We start from the raw sequence: 20,232 nt of genomic DNA, 5'->3' as shown, positions 1-20,232 counted from the left end.
GCGCTCCCTTTATTTTTTCTCGACGCGTTCGCCAATTTGCGTCGTGGATTGAGTCCGGTTTCTCCCCTGCGTCTTTGCCAGGTAGAGGGCCGCATCCGCAGCAGCGACAATCTCATCGACTGGTTCGCCAACCTCCGGCACACGCGTGTCGAGCCCGACGCTTACGGTGACGAACGGTCCCACGCGCGAACCGTTGTTGGCAATCTTCAAATTCTCAATTGCTAGACGCAACGATTCTGCCAGTTCGAACGCCCATTGGGCGTTTGCGCCCGGAAGGATCACTGCGAACTCCTCGCCGCCATATCGGGAAACGATATCCTGCGGCCGCCGGATCTTCGAGGTAAACTCGCCTGCGATTTTGCGCAGGCATTCGTCCCCTGCCAGATGCCCGTGGCGGTCATTCAATGCCTTGAAGCAGTCCACGTCAATCATGAGCAGAGACAGGTTGAGCTTCGATCTCGCCGCCCGTTTGAGCTCAGCTTCGAGAGTTTCATCGAAGTGTCTCCGGTTATGCACGCCCGTCAATCCATCGTAGATGGAGAGTTTTCTAAGGGTGAAGTTCGCCTCGCGAAGGGCCAGTTCACTTTGGATGAGCGCCTCCTGGGCGTCGACGAGACGATTGTGAGAATCCTGTAGCTTCTGGTATGTCAGGCGATCGAAAAATGCGGTCAGCAATGCGCCAAACAGTACGCATACGGTAGTCAGCACGACGGCCACGATGCCCAGAGTTGATACCCGCATCGTACCTGCGAACCGGTAAACCATATCGCCGGGAACAAATGTTACAGCAGCCATGGCGGTATAGTGCATGGCGGAGATGCCACTGCCCATCAGGATTGCCCCGCCCATACGCAGCCACTCCTGCTGCACGCGGTCTTTCCGTAGAAAAAACGAGATCCATAGCGCCATCCACGAAAACGCAACGGCCACAACAAGGGAGAGTCCCACCAATGCGTGGTTGTAGTGGTGCATCGCACTCGATCGCATCGCTGCCATGCCCACATAGTGCATGCCGCCGATCGCCGCTCCCATCAGCACGCCGCCAAGAGCGATTTGGGGTACTCCCAGTTTCGGCCGGCTCACGACAGAGAGTGCAATGGCTGAAGCCACCACGGCAAGCAGAAGCGAGGCCAGAACCGTGGGGACGTGATAAGTCACCTGCACCGGCAGACGCACCGCAAACATGCCGACGTAGTGCATCGACCAGATTCCGAGTCCCATTGCGACGGCACCGCCGGTCAGCCATCCCCAGAACCGTGCTCCCTTCGATACGGTAATTCGCTCGGCGAAGCTGAAAGCCGCATAGGATGCAATGATCGCCAGGACCAGCGAGGCCACTACGAGCCAGTACATATATGTAATTGTCATTGTGGTCGCCAACCTTTATCGGACAGGTCGCTCAAGAGCGCGACTGCTTCCTGCTGAAAATTATCAAAGCGGCCACAGGCACGTATAGCCCACAAAGGATGTAGGGCGTGAGGAAAAGTCCGGGGGTTCCTGCACTTGTGGCACGATCATCACTGCCTGGTCTGCGTTGTTGCCTGCCGCCTCACATCGAATTGAAAGTTCAATAACCGTTCGTCAGAAGATACTCTGCGGTCAGAACAAAGCGCCCAGTCTGCTGCTGTTGGCGTTCCGAGTATTTTGCTAAAACGTCCACCTCGATATTCAGAGGTGCACCGGAGACAAGGGTGCGGAGGCTGGTTGAGACGTAGGTGTGGGGGATGATGGCGATCTCGACTTGAGTGCCCTGAATAGAAGCCACGGTGAGGCTGATGCCTTCGACGGTGATGGAGCCCTTCTCCACGACGTAGGGGAGGAGCTGTTCGGGGAGGGTGAGGCGGAGACGGTAGTCAGTGAGATCGGTATTATCTGCGAGGGGTTCGATCGCCACCAGCGTGGCCGTGCCATCGACGTGTCCCTGGACGACGTGACCTCCAAGCGGCGAGCCTGCGGGAGTCGGCAGTTCGAGGTTCACGATGGAACCAGGATGCAGGTGCGAGAGCGTGGTGCGGGCGATAGTCTCGGCGGCGAGATCGGCGGAGAAGCGTGGCGGGAAGGCATTGGGCTCAATGGACAGTGCGGTAAGACACACTCCGCTGACGGCGATGCTGTCTCCGGTGTTGAGCTTATGGGTAAGCGTTGGCGCGGCAATGGTGATGCGGGTTGCTCCTGCCGTAGGCGTGACAGCGAGTATGGTTCCGGTGGTTTCGATGAGGCCGGTGAACATAAGTACAGGGTACAGGGAAGAGCGATCAGGGAACAGGCCAGGGATCGTGGAGATAGCCGGTGATGCAGGCATCGGTACCGAACAGGGCGCGAGTGATGCGATGGAGGGATTGCTGGAAGCGATAAGGTGATGCGATGCCTTCGGCAAAGGGAAGGGATTGCGGGCCTAATTCGGTCTCCGAGTAGAAGAGGACGGCTTTGTCTATGAGGTTCTGGTGGAGGAAAGCGCCGTTGAGATGAGTGCCGGATTCGAGCAGCAGACTGAGGATGCTGCGTTCGCTGAGGATTTTGAGTGCGGCGGGGAGACTGAGATGGCCATCTTGTTCGGAGATGGTTTGGACTTCGGCTCCGGCTTTTCGGAGAGCTTCGGATTTTTCAGGAGAGGTGAAGGGAGCGGTGAGGATGAGAAGGTCTGACGCATCGCCGCCTGCACTGTTCGCTGTGCGGACTAGCTGGGAGTTGAGAGGGATTCGGAGGTGAGTATCGAGGACGACGCGGAGCAGGGGACGACGGCGGGTCTGGCCGCCAGGGCCGAGAATTCCGCTGCGGTCGGTCAGGGCGGGGTCATCGGCGAGGACGGTGCCGATGCCGGTGAGGATGGCGTCGGAGGCGTGGCGGAGGCGTTGGACTTCGGCGCGGGCAGCGGAGCCAGTGAGCCAGTGAGGCTGGTTGGGAGTGCGGGTTTGCTGGGCGGGAGCAAGGTAGCCGTCGACTGAGAGGGCGGCTTTGAGGGTGACGAAGGGTCTGTGATGCTGGATGAAGTGGGCGAAGGCATCGTTGAGGTCGCGGGCTGGCTGTTGAAGAGTGCCGAGGGTAACTTCGATTCCTGCGGCGCGTAGTTTCGCAATTCCTTGGCCGCTGACTTGCGGGTTAGGATCTTGGGTTGCAATGACGGCTCGGCTGATGCGGGCTTTGATGAGGGCGTCGGCGCAAGGTCCAGTTCGTCCGTGGTGGGAACAGGGTTCCAAGGTGACGTAGGCGGTCGCTCCGGCTGGATCGACGCCACGTTCGTGGGCTTGTTTGAGGGCCGCGATCTCGGCGTGGTCGCGGTTGGCGTAGAGATGCGCGCCTTCGGCGATGATCTCTCCACCTTTGACCAGGACGCAGCCTACTTGTGGATTGGGTGAAGCGAGAGCGACAGTTTCTCGGGCGAGAATGAGCGCTCGCTGCATGAAGACTTCATCGTGGAGTACGTTCGCCATACTCTGATGAGGATATCTTGTGGGATCTGAATGTCATCGAGGCTTCCGCGAAACGAACCTATGGTGAGCGGCCCATTCGGTCTATCCAGCCAGCTTCTTGCTTTCGCATATCAGCTTGCCGGTTTTCGACCGAATGGACAGCAATCCCTGGAAAACCACAGTTTAGATGACTCTGAGCAGAAGCAGGATCAGAACGATAAGCAGGATGAGGCTGATGCCGCCACCGCCGTAATAACCGAGTCCTGGACCCAGGCGATAGCCTCCAAAACCGAACACCAGAATCAGGATAATAAGAAGAATCAGCATTTTCGTGTCTCCGTGGCGGCGAAGGTTCGCTCGCTGAAGGTGTGATGCAATTTTTCCGGTATGTGCAACGAATAATTACAAATTAGCGGACGCGAAGCTGCTTCGCTGGTAGGCCAGGCCAGCCTTGAAGTTACCGGCGATGCGCTCGGACTTGGCGATGATGCTGGCGGCATGCTCGGGGGCCATGACTTCTTTTGCGGTCTCGGCGAAGAGGGTAAGCCAGCGATTGAAGTGGCTGGGCTCGAGGGGGAGCTGAAGGTGCGTCATCATCGGATCACCCTTGTAGCGACCTGTGGTGAGCATGACGGTGGACCAGAAGTTTTTGAGGAGGGCCAGATGGGTGGGCCAATCCTCGATCTTCTCATTGAAGATGGGGCCGATCTCGGGATCGAGTTGAACTTTGGCATAGAAACGGTCTACCAGCTTTGAGATTTCTTCTTCGGTAATTTTCTGTTCCGTCATTTCAATCGCCTCTTCTCTATCCTATTCCGCCCAGATCTTTACTCCCATGATGCGGCTGCGGGAGGTACCCCCCCCCGTACTTTAGTCATAAAGTCTTCGAAGTAGAGACTTTAAGTCTGGACTTCGGTATGACTTCAGATGGCAAAAGCCCGGCGCTTTGCCGGGCTTCCAAGGTTATCTTCTGCTTTTAAGTTTATCAGTGGTGTCAAGCTCTTCGCGGGGCGTTCGCGGAGGCGGGTTTGATTGTAAGCGAAGATCGGGCGAAGATATTAAGTTCGAGACTTGACATGAAACGATCTGGAACAGCCGATCTTCCCCTGCACGGTGGACGAGTGCCGCCCTGGCTCGCGGCTCGGATGACAGAACTGGGTACGGCGATTGCAGAGCACATCGTTCTTGAATATGGACCGAGTGAGTTTTTGACGCGGTTGAGTGATCCGTTCTGGTTTCAGGCTTTCGGCTGTGTGATGGGAATGGACTGGCACTCGTCCGGCATCACGACGTCGGTGATGGGAGCGTTAAAGCGGGGGCTGAACTCGCGTTTTTCCGAGCTTGGTCTGGCGGTGTGCGGAGGGCGTGGCCGGCATTCTGTTCGTACTCCCGATGAGCTTCGCGCGTTCTCGATGAAGACCGGTCTCGATGGTGACGCTCTTGCCCGCACCAGCCGACTTACGGCTCGCGTGGATAACAACGCTGTGGTCGATGGGTTCCAGCTTTATCTGCACTCGTTCGTTGTGACCAGGGCGGGCGAATGGGTGGTGGTGCAGCAGGGAATGAATCCTGGGAATCATCTGGCGCGTCGCTACCATTGGCACTCCACGACGGTGCGAGATTTCGTGTCCGATCCGCATACTGCAATTCTGGGTAAGCCTCAGGGCACGATTCTCAATCTGGTAGACGCTCGCGCTGAGAAGGCCCAGCGAGCTTTGCTGACGATTGCGAAAGAGCCGGTGGAGGCGTCGCTGCAAGAAGCGCGCAAGCTGACGATGCCGGGTCACCATGACGTTCGTGCGAAGGACGTCGACGTGAAGCGGCTTGGGGCGGTGCTTGCCGTCGCACATGAGCGAGAGCTTCGCGACTTCGCTTCACTGCTGCTGGTGGAAGGTCTGGGACCACGAACGCTGCAATCCCTCGCTTTGATCGCCGAAGTGGTGCACGGAGCGCCGAGCCGCTTTTCCGATCCGGCACGTTTTTCCTTCGCGCACGGCGGTAAAGACGGGCATCCGTTTCCGGTGCCGCTTAAAACCTACGATGAATCGCTGGCGATACTGCGGCGGTCGCTGGAGGCGGCGCGCCTGGGACATACGGAAAAGGTTGAAGGCTTCAAACGACTGGATCGTCTGACGCGAACGGTGGAGGAAGATCGACAACCGCTGGCTGACTTTAGCGCGGCGATAGAGAATGAGCGCCGCATCTCCGCGTCTGTAGGCGGAAGGACGGTCTTTGACGATCGCCGCGAAAGAAAAGGTCCGAAGGCGACGGGACAGCAATCGCTCTTCTAAAAATTCTCTTCCTTCAATCCTTGAGTAGTTTGTTCCGGATTGAAGGGGACGCCCCTATCGAAACTCCACAGCTAGACAGCTTTGCGCTGGAAGGTGGTCTTCTTGGTGCTGGCGAACGAATCTTTCGCCTTGAACGACGTCATGGATGCTCCGGGAAGAGGCTTTGCGCCGCTCTTTACGTGAGCTGCCTTTTCGCGAGCTGCCTGAAGCTTCTGCGCGGCGCGGCCCATTCCGCCTATCTTTACGGTACCTGCTTTAGGGATGAAATCGCTCATACGGAATTTTCTCACGTCTGCATGTTGAATGGAGAGAATGCTATTGCGGTGAAGAACTCTTGTGGCTCCACATGGGGGCTTGCAGATCCATCATTCAATGTCCAGTTGATCAACGGATCTGCAATTCGATTAGAAGCTATAGCCAACGCCGAAAGAGAGAATGGGAATAAACGATGCGTAGCTCAGATTGTTGTTGTTGCGACGGATGAATGCGGCAAGATCGCGTTGAAAATCTGCATCCTGCTGGACGGGCTGGCAGCCCAGTGGCTCCGGTTCGGATGGGTCGCAAGCGCTTCCGCTGAAATCAACTTTCAACGTAGGCTGACCAACGTAGTAGAAGCCGGCGTCTACCGGAAAGCTGAAGTGCTTTCCGCTTCGTGGAACGATGTTGCCATAGCCGATGGTCAATCCGGGGGACGTCTTCCAGACACCGATGGAGGCGCTCCCGTGCAGTGGATCTGCGTGACTGCTGACGTAATCTCCGTTATCCAGCGAGATCGTCTGACCAGAAGGCACGATTACCGTGGCTCGTACGTTGGTCTGATCGAGAAAGACAACCAACGGGCTAATGTGGAACCCATTGTGGAAGGGAAACCAGTCGAGCGCGGCCCTGCCGCCTCCAAGGCGCAGCATCGCATTGACATTGGCGCCCTGTTCCTGGAAGGAATCTGAATATCCGAAAAATTGCGCTCCCATTCGTACGTTGAAGTGAGATGCCACTGCCACGGCGATATCTGCGCCCACGCCGTTGATGCCTACCTGCGTAGCGATACCGAGATGGCGAGGCGATTGCGTGGCGACAATGGCGCCGGATTGCGTCGATGCGGTAAGAAGCCTGGGTTCGGAGGGCTGTGCTTCATCGATGTCCGTGCTGGAGCTCGCTCCTGTAGCGGAAGACAGGAATGGATGAGTAAGCAGGGGAGCGGTTTGTGCGTGGGCCGAAAGAACGAACAGGGGCAGTAACGACAGAACTACACCGAGGGGGAATTTCATGTGGGGATATTTCTCCTAAAAGAATGCAACAACAGGGGGAGGGCTATTTGGTCTTCTATGGCTTGGGTGGTGAACCCAACGGTCTTTTATTTTAATGTAGGCCGCGTCATGGCAACTTTCTTCAATCGAACTTTAAAAGCGAACTAATTTCTCCACATCTTTTAAAAGCTGGAGTATGCTTTCCGCACCATTTGTAAGTCATCCGGTAGCACCGGAAAATTATGGAGGAATCGCTATGCTTCATCTGCTGTGGACGGCAATCATTGGTCTTGTTGTAGGCGCGCTTGCCAAGCTCATCATTCCCGGCAAGGAGCCGGGCGGAATCTTCATCACCATGCTGATTGGCATTGCGGGAGCCTTTCTTGGGACCTGGATTGGCCGTGCCGTTGGCCACTACCAACCGGATCAATCCGCAGGCTTCCTGATGTCGCTTGTCGGCGCCCTTATTCTGCTCGGCATCTACCATTTGATCAGACGCAGCCAGACAGCCTGATCGTTTCGGTAAAGGATGTTTCCTCTTTTCGGAGAGCATCATGGGACATCCTTCATCGCACTTCCAGGCCCTGGAGTGAGCCCATATTGCTGCCATACAATCTCGCGGCAGCAGCAAAATCCCTTGCCGCGACGGGGAGCCCCAGGAAATTGCCCTGCGCCTCGTCGCATTTCTTGCGGAGAAGAAAGCGTAACTGCTCGTCGGTCTCAACGCCTTCGGCCACCACCTTGATGTTCAACCCATGCGACATCGCAATAATCGTTCTGACCACCGACGCGGCATTAATATCCGTCTCTGCCTGCCTCACAAAACTCTGATCGATCTTCAGCCGGTCCACCTGATATTGCAGCAGGTAGGAGAAGCTGCAAAATCCTGTGCCGAAGTCGTCGATAGAGATGCGCACCCCCAGCTCGCGTATCTTCTGCAGCTTATCGAGATTGTCGTGTGAGTTGACCATGAGGATTCCCTCGGTGATCTCGATCTCGAGGTCAGATGCCGCCAATCCACTCTTCGCAAGACAGTGTTCGATTACCTGGACCAGATTCTTCTGCTGAAACTGACGGGGCGATAGATTGACCGATATGGTCAAATCCATTCCGAGTTCATCCTGCAGCGCCTTGCCCTCGCAGCAGGACCTCATAAATGCCCATTCGCCAATGGACACGATCAGTCCGGTCTCTTCCGCCAGCGGGATGAACTGGGCGGGAGAGATCTTGCCCAGTCGCGGATGGGTCCATCGCAGCAGCGCTTCCATACCGGTGATGGCCCCGGTCGTCAGGGAGACCTGTGGCTGGTAGTGCATTTCCATTTCACCATTTGCAATTGCGTGACGCAGCGCATGCTCTAACATCAGCCGGTCCGCGGTCTCCTTCAGCATGTCTTCGCTGAAGATCTGGTGCTGGTTGCGGCCGCTCTCCTTGGCTACATACATCGCCGCATCGGCGCGTTTGAAAAGATGTTTTACATCGGACGCAAAGTCGGGATAGATGCAGACGCCTACGCTCGCTGTCACTTTTACCAGGTGGTCATCGACGAAGATCTCGGGCGACAGTTTGAGCACCAGGTTGGCGGCGCAAAGGTCCACGTCGGCAACACTGGTGATGTCCGGCATCACCACGACGAACTCGTCGCCGCCGGCCCGCGCCACGATGTCGGTGCTGCGCACCGACCGGCGAAGGCGATTGGCTCCCTCCACTAGAATCTGGTCTCCTGAAGTATGTCCCAGCGAGTCGTTGATGCGTTTGAAGTGATCCAGGTCGACCATGAAGACGGCGACCTTGGTTCCAAAGCGCCGCGCCCGCTCTACCGCTTCCATTGTTTTATCTCGGAGCAGCGCCCGGCCCATCAGTCCTGTCAGTGGGTCGTGGGTCGCCAGATGCGTCACATAGTTCAGCATCTGTTGGCGTTCCGTGATGTCCACCGTGATGCCGACAAAACCTGTCACATCGCCCGTGTCAGATTTCACTGCCCTCATCGCGAGGCTGATCGGGATGCGTGACCCGTCCCGGCGCACGAGCGTCCACTCCTGCTCTTCCATTTCGCCCAGGACAGCCGTAGAGGTTAAAAGATGGAAGCCGTCGCTCTCTGACTTTACGGAATCGCTGTTGCCCGATCTTGCGAGCAACTCCGTCTCGTCGTGCAGTATCGTCAGCGGAGCTTTGCCTACCAGCTCATCACGGCTATAGCCCGTGAGCTTCTCCGCTGCAACATTCATGGCTGTAATGGTTCCCTGCAGATCGGTGGCGACAATGCTGAACGGGGCATTCTGGAAGACGGAATCGGTGAACTCGAGCAGATGTTTGTACCGCTCCTGCACCGACTTGATGCCGCTGATGTCGCAGCAGGTCATGGCCAGACCATCTCCCAGGCGGGTGACCTGAAGCCGCAGCCATGTGGCTTTGATGGCGGGATCTACAATCAGAAACTCTTCGCACATTGGCTCGCCGGTCGTTGCAACGACACACAGCCGCTCGAACAGCATGCTGTTTTGCGGAACGGAGGTGATCTCGGACCGCAACTGGCCCAGCAGCTCCGATCTCCGCTTACCCATCATTCGTTCGAAGTTAGCGTTTACGTATTGGAACCGGAAGTCCGTGATCTTGTCTGAGAGATCCCGGACACATTCGAAGATGACGAACGCATCCATACTGGTCTCGGCTGCAGCCAGGAATTTCGATTGTGCTTCTTCAGTTGCTTTGCGCCGGATTTCGCGTTCTTGCCCACGCCATAGAAATCCCAGGGCGAACATCGTTCCACCCATTGCGAGGGTGACTCCGACGACCGTGCCCAAATAACCGCATTGAGCTAAGCGCAGGAACTCCGTCAACATCAGGCCCGATGCCACTGCGAGCAGTCCAATCTTCCAAGTCCGCAGTCGCGGGGAAACCCGAGCCTTCAAGTAAAAACCTCAATCAAACACTTCGATAACGAAGGAAAACGCAAGCAAGTTACTTCCAGTTACGAGAGTAACGTTTAATTTGAGTTCCAAACAAAATTTTTCCCCATATTTCTCTTAATCCCCGCACCTCTTCATTTCGGGCGGCGGTGCATCTACCGGCAGGCGGAGAATCCGAGCTTTATGGAATCTCGTTCTTATAAGCTAGCCTTTCTCTCCGAGCCCGTTCATTCTTGTCAAGTTCTGGGTTGATCCGTTTTCTTCCTAAATGCTGCAGGCAAACAAGTTGTCTCATAAAAAGCTAAATTCAGCAAAGCTGCAAAAAGAGTTTGTGCTCGGTTGACTCAACAGAGAGCGGAACAGAAATCAGGAGAATTTTAGCGGGCCATGCGGGTCGGATAACAATGGCGAACGCTCTGCATGCGTCGATTCACGCTGGAAGATCAAGCCTATCTTATTGCAGCATATATACTTAGCAAGCCAGATGCCCAGGCCAGGTAACTCGCCCGGGTTATTGTTACTGTGTCATTCCACCTCACCGTTAGTTGAACGGAAGCGATCGGTATCTTTCGTTAGGTATAGCGCCGCTACCTTGGGCTACCGTGTTTTTTGTTTGAGGTACATAACGAGGTCTCGCACAGTGGTCAGCCAGGCTCTAAGATGAATCGTTCAACCGACTGCGGACTTATCCGCAGCGACGCTCACCCCGTCTAACGATCTGAAGGGAAACATAAATGACCCGCTATCTTCTGGCTCTGACTCTTTTTGCCACCACCATTGCAGCACAAGCCCAGCACGAAGGCCCCATCCCCACGCAGGCTCTAGTAACCGTTGACTCCAGGAATCCTACTGTCCCAACCATCACCGACCTCACGGTTAAGGTCAACAACCGTAAAGCTGAACTTACCGGCCTGTCCCCGGTCCACGCGTCGGGAGCAGAAGTGGCCATTCTGATCGACGACGGCCTCCGCATCAGCGTAAGCCGCGAACTCGACACTCTGCGCAGCTTTATTAAGAGCCTTCGTCCGGGGACCGAGGTGTTCGTCGGCTACATGCAGAACGGCCGGGTTCTCGCTGGCCAGAACTTCACCACCGACTTCGATGCCGCAGCCCAGAGCCTGCGCATGCCTGTCGGCTCTCCCGGAGTTAGCGCCAGTCCCTACTTCTGCCTCTCCGACTTTGTGAAGCATTGGCCGGAGGAAGCGAGCTCCGGCCCCGCCTCGAAGGCCCGCTTCGTCCTGCTGATTACCAACGGTGTCGATCCCTACAACGGCAGCACCAGCATCATGAATCAGAACAGCCCCTACGTCGATGCGGCGGTCAGGGATGCGCAGCGTGCCGGCGTCGCGGTCTCCTCCATCTACTACTCTGACGCAGGCTTCCGTGGTGGACGTGCCAGCTTCAGTGGACAGAGCTATCTATCGCAGATAGCGGAGGGTACGGGGGGAACGGCCTATTACCAGGGCACGGGCAATCCCGTCTCCATCGAGCCTTATCTCAAGCAGTTTCAGCAAGCCATCTCCGAGACGTATGTCGCGAGCTTCATCGCTCCCGGGGGCAAAGGTATGGTGCAGCTGAAGGTATCTACCAAACTTCCGAAAACAAAAGTCCATGCGGCGACGTATGTGCGTCCCGGCACTCAACTGCAGCAATGAGTGTAAAGGGAGTTCAGCTGGATCGGATCGCTTTTGGTGTGGAGGAAGGCAACCGCAGATTCCCTTCGGGAATGACAACCAAGAGGCAGGTCCGACTCTACGCGAACTGCTACTTTGCTCTAGGAAGCGCTAATGTCCGGAGTTAGAAGTGAGCGAGCCAGCCTGCAACTTGACCAGTTCAGGCTGGTCGAACTTGCTCGGGCCAAGGACCGCGATCTTCGGCAGAGAACCACGCACCATTGCCACTTCATCGCACGCGTAAAGGCGCGGGCAGTTCTGGCAGTCCTTGTAGATCTTGTCCGGGAGAGCGGTGCGGTCGACTACACGGAAGCCGAAGTGAAAGAAGAAGTCGGGAATCCGGGTAAACAGGCTTACGCCACTTACGCCCTGGTTCTCTGCCTCTTCGAGCAGCGCGCGCAGTAGCTTGCCCCCTGCGCCCTGACCCTTGGCCTCGGGCTTCACGACAATGGACCGTACCTCGGCTAAGTGCGGGCCATACAGATGCAGCGCACCACAGCCCAGAAAGATGCCACTCTCGGACTCAGCAACTTTGAAGTCCCTGACGTTCTCGCAGATCTCGGAGTAGTTGCGGCGCAGCAGCGTGCCGTCACCAGAGAGCGAGTTCACCAGATCGTAGATGTTCACCGCATCCTGCAGCTTGGCCGTACGCACCGTCGCTCCGCCCACACGAGGGCGCGATGATGAAGTCGACTCACTTACTGGCGAGAGCGGACTAAACACTGACATAACGACTGTCTCCAACCTTTCCGGCTTCAACCTTGAGGCGCTCGCGAGCATCCGCGAGGGCCTGGCTGACCCGGTGCCGCGCTGTACCGCCGATGACGTCATGGCAGTCCAGCGTTGCTTCTAGGGTAATTGATTCGTAGAAGTCTTCGCTGAACTCCTCGCCAAATTTTCTCAGTTCATCCAGCGTCAGGTCACCTAGTTCGCGCCCGGTCTCCAGACCAAAACGAACCGCGTTGCCGATCTTCTCGTGCGCCTTGCGGAAGGGAACACCTTTGTGGGTGAGATACGTCGCGGCGGCCATGGCGTTGAGATAGCCGGTAGTTGCGGCTGCTTGCATGCGGTCGTAGCGGAAGCGTAGCGAGCTGGTAAAGGGAGGTAGGACGCTGAGCATGCCGGCGATGGTATCGGCTGCGTCGAAGACCGGCTCCTGTCCTTCCTGGAGGTCTTTGTTGTAGGCGAGAGGCAGACCCTTGATGAGCGTAGCGAGGGTGGTTGCCGCACCGAGCAGGCGGCCGGACTTGCCGCGGATGAGTTCGGTGAGGTCGGGGTTCTTCTTCTGCGGCATGGCGGAGCTGCCGGTGGAGAAGGCTTCGGGCAGGTCGAGGAAGCCGAACTCGGCGGTGGAGTAGAGGGTGAGTTCTTCGGCGAAGCGCGAGATGTGGATGCCGAGAGTGGCGAGGGCCTGGGTGAACTCGAGGGCGAAATCGCGGTCGCTGGTGGCGTCCATGCTGTTGGGCGTGGGGCCGTCGAAGCCGAGGGCCTTTGCGGCGATGGTGCGGTCGAGAGCGAGCGTAGCTCCGGCGATGGCTCCGGAGCCGAGAGGGCAGAGGTTCATGCGCTTGCGAGCGTCGACGAGGCGGCTGGAGTCGCGCTCGAGCTGGCTGACATAGGTGAGCAGCCAGTGGGCTACGAGGACGGGCTCGGCGCGCTGGAGGTGGGTGTAGCTGGGCATGACGGCTTCGCCTGCGCTCTCGGCGAGGTCGATGAGGCTGGAACGCCATTCGCGCAGGCCGGTGAGGGTGGCGTCGATGGCGTCGCGCACGAAGAGGCGCATGTCGGTGGCGATCTGTTCATTGCGGCTGCGGCCGGTGTGGAGCTTGAGGGCGAGGTCGCCGATGACCTTTGTGAGCTGAAGCTCGGTAAAGTGGTGGATGTCCTCGGCCTCGGGTGCCTCAGCGACGACTGCTGGGGTGAGGGTGGTTTGGGCGAGGACTTGGTCCAGACCGTCGAGCATGGTGGCCAGTTCGGCATCGGTGAGGATGCCTGCGGCGGCGATGGCGCGAGCGTGGGCCTTGGAGGCGGCGACCTCCTGCGGGAGGAGACGCCAGTCAAAGGGAAACGAGCGCTGCCACTCTTCGAAGGTCTTGTTGAGTGGCTCGCGGAAGCGGCCGGACCACATCTTTGCGGGTTGTTGTTCGTTCGGCATTTGTTAACAGTGCTCTCTGAAGTGATTGTGAATTGTGTAGGAAGATGATGGATCGTCACCCGTAATTAATGTGACTTGATTGCGAAACGTGTCTGTCAAACCATCTATAACGCACATGTCGACATCTGTTGGCGAAGTCCAAATAATGGCTAAATTTTCTATGTTCTCGCCGCCAAGCACGACTTGTTTTCTACTCTTTCCGCCGTGAGAAAAGTGCGCATAAACGCGTGTATCGTCGCCCGTTGCGAGGCCGATTCCACGATACGTCTCGACGGTGTAAAAAACTTCTTTATTCGGCGAAGGAAATGTTTTCACGCTATCGGGCTTGGAGAGACATCCGGTCATCGTAGCCATCAATGGCAATATGGCTGCAACTTTGACCATTAACTGCTGCGTGCGTCTTGGCATCGTGGCTCTCCGGTTACTGTGTCGGTCATACTGGCGAAACGCAGATTCCCTTCGGGAATGACAACAAAATAAGACTTCCGAGTTTCCTGTGCCCCTTTGTTTGTCATTCCCGAAGGGAATCTGCGTTGCAAGGCGTCTGTTGAGGCAATGACTCATCGGCCAACAGTTCTTCCCAGGTCGGGTTCGTTGATTCAATCAGCGCGATCTTCTGCGCTCGTGTCCAGTGTTTGAGTTCCTTTTCGCGAGCGATCGCGTTGTTGATGTACTGGTAGCGCTCGAAATATACGAGCCGAGTAATTTTGTAGCGGGCGGTAAAGCTGCCCGGTGTTTGCCTGCGGTGCTGAGTGACGCGGACGCGGAGGTCGTTCGTGACTCCAATGTAGAGAACGTGCGAGCGATTGGAGAGGATGTAGACGAAGAACTCGTAGTCGTCGCGTCTTTTCACTGGTGCTCTCCGATTGCTTTCGTGCCGCTTTCTGGCGAAACGCAGATTCCCTTCGGGAATGACAACAAAAGGAATGTACGTGGTTACTTTTTGTCCTCTGTGGAACTATTGAGTTGGGGCATCTCGGAGCCTTTGCTTAGGGTGATGAGGCCGGTTTGGGCGTAGGTCATCAGCTTGGCGCGGGTGTCGGTGATGTCGAGGTTGCGCATGGTGAGCTGGCCGATGCGGTCGCGTGGGGAGAAGCTGGATTCGGTCTTCTCCATGCTGAGGCGCTCGGGGTGGAAGGTGAGGTTGGGCGAGTCGGTATTCAGGATGGTGTAGTCGTTGCCGCGGCGCAGCTCAAGCGTGACCTCGCCGGTGACGGGCTTGGCGACCCAGCGCTGGGCGGCTTCGCGCAGCATGATGGCCTGAGGATCGAACCAGCGGCCCTGATAGAGGAGGCGGCCGAGTTTGCGGCCGTTGTCGCGGTACTGCTCGATGGTGTCCTCGTTGTGGATGCCGGTAATGAGGCGCTCGTAGGCGATGAAGAGCAGAGCGAGGCCGGGGGACTCGTAGATGCCACGGCTCTTGGCCTCGATGATGCGGTTTTCGATCTGGTCGCTCATGCCGAGGCCGTGACGGCCGCCGATGGCGTTGGCTTCGAGCATCAGGGCGACGGGGTCGGCATAGTCCTTACCGTTGAGGGCGATGGGGAAGCCTTCCTCGAAACGGATGGTGATCTCTTCGCGCTTGATCTCAACGTCGTCGCGCCAGAAGGCGACGCCCATGATGGGAGCAACGATCTTCATGCTGGTCGAGAGATGCTCGAGGTCCTTGGCTTCGTGCGTGCCGCCTAGGATGTTTGAGTCGGTCGAGTAGGCCTTCTCGGAGGACATCTTGTAGGCGAAGCCGGACTTCTGCATGAAGGCCGACATCTCGGCGCGGCCACCCAGCTCGTCGATAAAGGCGGCGTCGAGCCAAGGCTTGTAGACCTTGAGGTTGGGGTTGACGAGCAGGCCGTAGCGATAGAAGCGCTCGATGTCGTTGCCCTTAAAGGTGGAGCCGTCGCCCCAGATGTTGACGTCGTCTTCCTTCATTGCCGTCACCAACATCGTTCCGGTTACGGCCCGGCCGATGGGTGTGGTGTTGAAGTAGGTGACGCCCGCGGTGGTGATGTGGAACGCGCCCGCCTGGAGGGCGGCGATGCCTTCGCGCACGAGCGGACCGCGGCAGTCGATGAGGCGGGCCTTCTCAGCGCCATACTCGAGCGCCTTGCGGGGGATCTCGTCGTAGTCGGCTTCGTCGGGCTGGCCGAGGTTGGCGGTGTAGGCGTAGGGCAGAGCGCCCTTCTGCTTCATCCAGTGGAGGGCCGCGCTGGTGTCCAGGCCGCCGGAGAAGGCTATACCCACCTTCTGGCCGACGGGCAGGGATTCGAGAATTACGGACATAATGATGCAGACCTCAATGGTTGGGCTTGAATGCTTAAGAACGTTTGCGGGGCTGGGTGGATCGGCTGCGGCTGTGAGTGGTCCGTTTGGCGCCGCCAAGCAGCATCAGCAGAAGCGCTTTCTGCGCGTGCATACGGTTCTCTGCCTGATCGAAGACGACAGACTGCGGACCGTCGAGCACAGCGTCGGTGACCTCGGCGTTGCGGTGCGCGGGGAGGCAATGCATGAAGACCGCATCCGGCTGGGCGTGAGACATCAGCTCTTCGTTGACCTGGTAGGGCTTGAAGATGGGTGCGCGCTTGGTGGCTTCGTGCTCAAAGCCCATGCTGGTGCACACGTCGGTATAGACGGCATCGGCGCCAGTGACTGCTTTGATCGGATCGTGCATCAAGGTGATGCTGCCGCCGGTCGATTCGCTGATCTCGATGGCCTTGTGAATGATCTCGAGCTTGGGCGCGAAGCCCTTTGGCGAAGCCACGATGCAGTGCGCGCCAAGTTGTGCGGCGGTCAGCATGAGCGAGTGGCAGACGTTGTTTCCATCGCCGACATAAGCAAAGCGAAGCCCCTGGGCTGAACCGAAGCGCTCTTCAAGGGTGAAGAAATCGGCGATAGCCTGGCAGGGATGTTCGAGGTCCGATAGCGCATTGATGACGGGAACCTTCGAGCAGGCAGCCATCTCGGTGATGGTCTCGTGCGAGTAGGTACGAAGCACGAGAATATTCATCCAGCGCTCGAGATTGCGGGCCATGTCGGAGAGCGATTCGCGTTCGCCGAGAGGGGACTGCGTCTGGTCGACGAAGATGGCATTGCCGCCGAGGGTATTGATGGCGGCTTCAAAGGTCACGCGTGTCCGCAGCGAGGCCTTCTCGAAGAACATCACCATCTGGCGGGCGTCGAGCGCGTGCCGGAAGTCTTCCGGATTGGCCTTGACCGCATGGGAGAGCTCCATGATCGCAGCTACCTCCTGCACGGTGAGATCGGCGATGGAACAGAGGTCGCGACCACAGAGGCGTCTGACCGCTTCGCTGAAGGCGGTGTCGGACTGGATGCCCAGAGTTGCTGTCGGCTTACGCGGCGAAATCTCTTCGCCCTCCGCGGGCTTCGGATTCATGATTACAGTTTTGCTACCCATGGGATTTTTCTCCTGCCGATGCGGTTCCGGCGTATGTTGCTGCAAGATCTTTCAAGATTTCGTCGAGCGCGTTGATGGCGATCTCGACATGCTTCCGTTCGAGGATGTATGGCGGCAGGAAGCGAAGCACCGTCTCGCTGGTGCGGTTGATAATGATGCGGCGTTCCATCATCTTTGCGGCCACCTGCTTTGCCAACTCGGCGGAATTGAGTTCGATGCCAAGCATCAGGCCCATGCCGCGAACGTCGACGATGCAGTCATGATGTGTCGCCAGCGTCTGCAGCTTTGATTTGAAAAACTCTCCGATGTCATGGATGTGTTTCAGCATGTTCTCGCGCTGCATCGTGTCGAGAACGGCAATGGCGACGGCGCAGGCGAGGGGACCACCGCCGAAGGTCGTGCCGTGCTGGCCGGGAGTGAAGCCGAGTGCGGCTTCGTCGGTGCAGAGCATCGCTCCCATGGGGATGCCGCCCGCGATGGGCTTGGCGAGCGTGGTGATGTCGGGCAGGATGCCGTAATGCTGATAGGCAAACCACTTTCCGGTGCGACCGAGGCCGCTCTGGATCTCGTCGGCGAGCAGCAAGGCTCCGGTGGAGTCGCAGAGCTCGCGTGCCGCGGCGAAGAACTCCTGTGAGACGGGATGAATGCCGCCTTCGCCCTGAAGCGGCTCGATGCAGATGCCGCAGATGTCCTGTGAGAACTTTGCGCGCAGATCGGCGATGTCATTGAAGCGCACGAACTCGACGCCAGGCATGACCGGGGCAAAGGGCTCGCGATATTTTTCCTTGTGCGTTGTCGCAACCGAGCCCATGGTGCGTCCGTGGAAGCTGTGTTCCATGGCCAGAAACGTTGTGCCGATCTTCCGGCCCTTTTCGCGCAGCAGACGCGCGTGGGAGCGGGCGAGCTTCAGCGCGGCCTCCCATGCCTCCGTACCACTGTTGCAGAAGAAGACGCGATCGAGGCCGCTGATCTCGGTCAGACGGAGCGCGAGGTTCGCCGTTCCCTCGTGGTAGAAGAGGTTCGACGTGTGCAGCAGGCGCTTGCTCTGGTCCTGAATGGCCGCTTCGATGGCGGGATGCCCATAGCCGAGCGCGGAGACGCCGATGCCGCTCAACAGGTCGAGAAAATCGTGACCTTCTTCATCGTGCAGGTAGACGCCCTGTCCGCCGACGAAGAGATAGGGATTACGCTCATAGGTTTGGAGAAGTAGTTTTTTCTCCGCGGCCTGTATGGATGCCAGCTTCATGCGACCATTACCTCCGTTCCATCGTTGACCCGGGTCGAGCAGAGATCGGGCAGCAGTGCTGCGGACTCCGCAGGCAGAATACGTACACGTTTGACGCCGTGCGTCAGGGCGTTGCGGCAGGCGTTGAGTTTTGGCAACATACCGCCGGAGACGACCTGCTGCTTTTCGAGCGCGGGAATCTGCGACAGGGTGAGCCATCGCATGACATTTCCGTCCGCTCCTTTGACGCCGGGGACATCGGTAAGAAAGACAAGGGTGTCGGCGTGGGTACAGATGGCGCAGGCAGCGGCCATCTCATCGGCGTTGATGTTGTAGTACTCGCCATCGAAGCCCAGGGCAATGGACGAGATGACGGGAACTGCGCCCATGGTCCAGATGGCTTCGAGCCAACGGGAGTCGGTTCCTGCGATCTCGCCTACAAAGCCGAGGTCAGGGTTCGTCTTCTTCTTGCGCGCGCGAAAGACGTGGCCGTCACCGCCGGAGAGGCCGACTGCGGCCTGACCGTGCGATCCGATGGCTGCGACCAGCGACTTGTTGACGCGGCCGGCGAGAACCATGATTGCGGCGTCGCGGGTTTCGGCGTCGGTGACGCGCAGGCCGGAGATGAACTCGCTCTTCTTGCCCATCAGCGCCAGGGTACGCGTGAGTTGAACGCCGCCGCCGTGGACGACGGCAACCTGGTTTCCATCGGCTACGAGGTCGGCAATTGCCTTGCCGCAGCCATGCAGAATCTCCTTGTTTTCAAGGGCCGCACCGCCTAGTTTGATGACAAATCTCACAGCAAGCCCTCCTGTTCGTTCCAGCCGCACATCAGGTTTAGATTTTGAACTGCCTGACCGGATGCACCCTTCAACAGATTGTCCAGGCAGGAGACGATGACCAGCCGTTTTCCATCGCTCGCCAGTTCGAAGCCGATATCGCAGAAGTTGGTACGAACGACATGCTGAATCTGCGGCAACTGCGGGGATGGATAGAGACGGACCATCGGACTATGCCGGTAAAAGTTCGAGAACACGGCACTGATCGTCGAAGAATCGGTCGACTGCTTGAGCCGCAGATAGTTGGTCGCGAGAATGCCGCGTGGGATGGGCAGCAGATGAGGCGTGAACTGAATCTGGTCTGCGCTCAGGTGAAGTTGCTCGAGCAACTCGCCGGTGTGGCGATGGCCGAAGACGTTATAGGCCGACAGATTATCGGCGGCATACATGAAGTGGGTCTTCGCTGTTGCCGCTTTTCCGGCTCCGCTTACTCCCGATTTCGCATCGCAGATGATGCCGTGGTCGATGTCCACCAGGCCGGCCTGAACCAGAGGAGCGAGCGCGAGAATCATGGATGTGGAGTAACAGCCGGGATTCGCTACCAGACGGGCGCTTCTGATTGCGTCGCGGTGCAGCTCAGGGCAACCGTAGACCGCCTCTGCCTGCAATTCTGCTGCGAGTTTAGGATTTGCATCCGTCAAGCGGTAGACGTCGCGATTGCGCGTCTCCTGCAGCCGCCAGGCGCCGCTCAGGTCGATGACCTTGATGCCGCGCTCGATGGCTTCAGGCACCCACTCTCGGGACTGCTCGTGCGGCGTTGCAAGGAAGAGTACTTTCGTCCCTGCATCGACGATCCGGTTCCACGTGAAAGGGAATACGGGGGTCGATGCGTGATGGCCCGGAGCCGTCAGATAAGGATGAAGAGCCTCCAGCGAGGTGGACGGCCCCACTTCGGCTTCACCGGCGCGGCCCAGAAAGATCGGTCTGGTTCCGCTCAGGGCGGGATGGTGCAGCAGCAGACGCGCCAGTTCTCCGCCAGCGTAGCCGCTGACGCCTGCTACAGCAATCTGCGGCGCGACGGGCTTGGTGGGCGCGTTCGCGATTTCAGTCGATGGTTGCAGTGTTTCCAGA

The 20,232-nt window shown here is 58.0% G+C and carries 20 protein-coding genes; 3 read left to right on the top strand and 17 right to left on the bottom strand.

Annotated features, from left to right (window positions below):
• Nucleotides 1-9: 9 nt before the first annotated feature.
• The 5 genes from P4G45_RS12560 to P4G45_RS12540 form a co-directional block, all read right to left on the bottom strand.
• Complete coding sequence (locus tag P4G45_RS12560; protein ID WP_348266821.1) at nt 10-1,368, bottom strand: diguanylate cyclase; 1,359 nt, start codon at nt 1,366-1,368, stop codon at nt 10-12.
• 199 nt (nt 1,369-1,567) lie between these two features.
• Nucleotides 1,568-2,230 (bottom strand): riboflavin synthase, encoded by a 663-nt coding sequence (locus P4G45_RS12555; protein ID WP_348266820.1) that lies wholly within the window; start codon nt 2,228-2,230, stop codon nt 1,568-1,570.
• A gap of 25 nt (nt 2,231-2,255) precedes the next feature.
• Complete coding sequence (gene ribD / locus P4G45_RS12550; RefSeq protein WP_348266819.1) at nt 2,256-3,431, bottom strand: bifunctional diaminohydroxyphosphoribosylaminopyrimidine deaminase/5-amino-6-(5-phosphoribosylamino)uracil reductase RibD; 1,176 nt, start codon at nt 3,429-3,431, stop codon at nt 2,256-2,258.
• 162 nt (nt 3,432-3,593) lie between these two features.
• Nucleotides 3,594-3,737, bottom strand: a complete 144-nt coding sequence (locus P4G45_RS12545) for a DUF3309 family protein (protein WP_325383055.1) — start codon at nt 3,735-3,737, stop codon at nt 3,594-3,596.
• Nucleotides 3,738-3,812: 75 nt separating this feature from the next.
• Nucleotides 3,813-4,199: a group III truncated hemoglobin gene (locus tag P4G45_RS12540; RefSeq protein ID WP_348266818.1), complete on the bottom strand. Its 387-nt coding sequence runs from the start codon at nt 4,197-4,199 to the stop codon at nt 3,813-3,815.
• Between the two features lie 287 nt (nt 4,200-4,486).
• Between P4G45_RS12540 and P4G45_RS12535 the strand changes: the two genes are divergently transcribed.
• Nucleotides 4,487-5,701 (top strand): DUF763 domain-containing protein, encoded by a 1,215-nt coding sequence (locus P4G45_RS12535; protein WP_348266817.1) that lies wholly within the window; start codon nt 4,487-4,489, stop codon nt 5,699-5,701.
• A gap of 71 nt (nt 5,702-5,772) precedes the next feature.
• Here P4G45_RS12535 and P4G45_RS12530 read toward each other — a convergent pair whose 3' ends face one another.
• Complete coding sequence (locus tag P4G45_RS12530) at nt 5,773-5,976, bottom strand: hypothetical protein (protein ID WP_348266816.1); 204 nt, start codon at nt 5,974-5,976, stop codon at nt 5,773-5,775.
• 129 nt (nt 5,977-6,105) lie between these two features.
• On the bottom strand, nt 6,106-6,969 hold the full coding sequence (locus tag P4G45_RS12525) for a hypothetical protein (protein ID WP_348266815.1): 864 nt from the start codon (nt 6,967-6,969) through the stop codon (nt 6,106-6,108).
• Between the two features lie 235 nt (nt 6,970-7,204).
• On the opposite strand from P4G45_RS12525, the gene P4G45_RS12520 reads away from it, so the two are divergent.
• Nucleotides 7,205-7,462, top strand: coding sequence for a GlsB/YeaQ/YmgE family stress response membrane protein (locus P4G45_RS12520; protein WP_348266814.1), 258 nt, complete (start codon nt 7,205-7,207; stop codon nt 7,460-7,462).
• 52 nt (nt 7,463-7,514) lie between these two features.
• Here the strand turns inward: P4G45_RS12520 and P4G45_RS12515 are convergent, their stop codons facing one another.
• A complete protein-coding gene (locus P4G45_RS12515) occupies nt 7,515-9,860 on the bottom strand; it encodes an EAL domain-containing protein (RefSeq protein WP_348266813.1) in 2,346 nt (781 codons plus the stop codon).
• 731 nt (nt 9,861-10,591) lie between these two features.
• Here P4G45_RS12515 and P4G45_RS12510 point away from each other — a divergent pair.
• The gene (locus P4G45_RS12510; protein ID WP_348266812.1) at nt 10,592-11,512 is read left to right on the top strand and encodes a hypothetical protein; all 921 of its coding nucleotides are present in this window, start codon (nt 10,592-10,594) and stop codon (nt 11,510-11,512) included.
• A gap of 129 nt (nt 11,513-11,641) precedes the next feature.
• On the opposite strand, the gene P4G45_RS12505 is transcribed toward P4G45_RS12510, so the two are convergent.
• The 9 genes from P4G45_RS12505 to argC form a co-directional block, all read right to left on the bottom strand.
• The gene (locus P4G45_RS12505) at nt 11,642-12,259 is read right to left on the bottom strand and encodes a GNAT family N-acetyltransferase (RefSeq protein WP_348266811.1); all 618 of its coding nucleotides are present in this window, start codon (nt 12,257-12,259) and stop codon (nt 11,642-11,644) included.
• The gene (gene argH / locus P4G45_RS12500) at nt 12,246-13,685 is read right to left on the bottom strand and encodes an argininosuccinate lyase (protein WP_348266810.1); all 1,440 of its coding nucleotides are present in this window, start codon (nt 13,683-13,685) and stop codon (nt 12,246-12,248) included. The genes P4G45_RS12505 and argH overlap by 14 nt, the downstream gene beginning before the upstream one ends.
• Before the next feature lie 3 nt (nt 13,686-13,688).
• Complete coding sequence (locus P4G45_RS12495; protein WP_348266809.1) at nt 13,689-14,093, bottom strand: hypothetical protein; 405 nt, start codon at nt 14,091-14,093, stop codon at nt 13,689-13,691.
• Between the two features lie 103 nt (nt 14,094-14,196).
• Nucleotides 14,197-14,538: a GIY-YIG nuclease family protein gene (locus P4G45_RS12490; protein ID WP_348266808.1), complete on the bottom strand. Its 342-nt coding sequence runs from the start codon at nt 14,536-14,538 to the stop codon at nt 14,197-14,199.
• 83 nt (nt 14,539-14,621) lie between these two features.
• Complete coding sequence (gene argG / locus P4G45_RS12485; RefSeq protein ID WP_348266807.1) at nt 14,622-15,965, bottom strand: argininosuccinate synthase; 1,344 nt, start codon at nt 15,963-15,965, stop codon at nt 14,622-14,624.
• A 34-nt stretch (nt 15,966-15,999) separates the two neighbouring features.
• Nucleotides 16,000-17,097, bottom strand: coding sequence for an ornithine carbamoyltransferase (argF, locus tag P4G45_RS12480; protein ID WP_348266806.1), 1,098 nt, complete (start codon nt 17,095-17,097; stop codon nt 16,000-16,002).
• Nucleotides 17,090-18,343: an aspartate aminotransferase family protein gene (locus P4G45_RS12475; protein WP_348266805.1), complete on the bottom strand. Its 1,254-nt coding sequence runs from the start codon at nt 18,341-18,343 to the stop codon at nt 17,090-17,092. The genes argF and P4G45_RS12475 overlap by 8 nt, the downstream gene beginning before the upstream one ends.
• Nucleotides 18,340-19,122: an acetylglutamate kinase gene (argB, locus tag P4G45_RS12470; protein WP_348266804.1), complete on the bottom strand. Its 783-nt coding sequence runs from the start codon at nt 19,120-19,122 to the stop codon at nt 18,340-18,342. Before argB ends, P4G45_RS12475 begins: the two co-directional genes overlap by 4 nt.
• Entirely contained in the window at nt 19,119-20,231 is a 1,113-nt protein-coding gene (gene argC / locus P4G45_RS12465; protein WP_348269257.1) for an N-acetyl-gamma-glutamyl-phosphate reductase, read from the bottom strand. Before argC ends, argB begins: the two co-directional genes overlap by 4 nt.
• Nucleotide 20,232: the final 1 nt, after the last annotated feature.

The sequence above is a fragment of the Edaphobacter paludis genome (genome assembly GCF_039993895.1).
GTDB lineage: Bacteria > Acidobacteriota > Terriglobia > Terriglobales > Acidobacteriaceae > Edaphobacter > Edaphobacter paludis.
The sequence above is the reverse complement of the archived record's forward strand: the minus strand, read 5'-3'. Positions and strand labels throughout refer to the sequence as shown.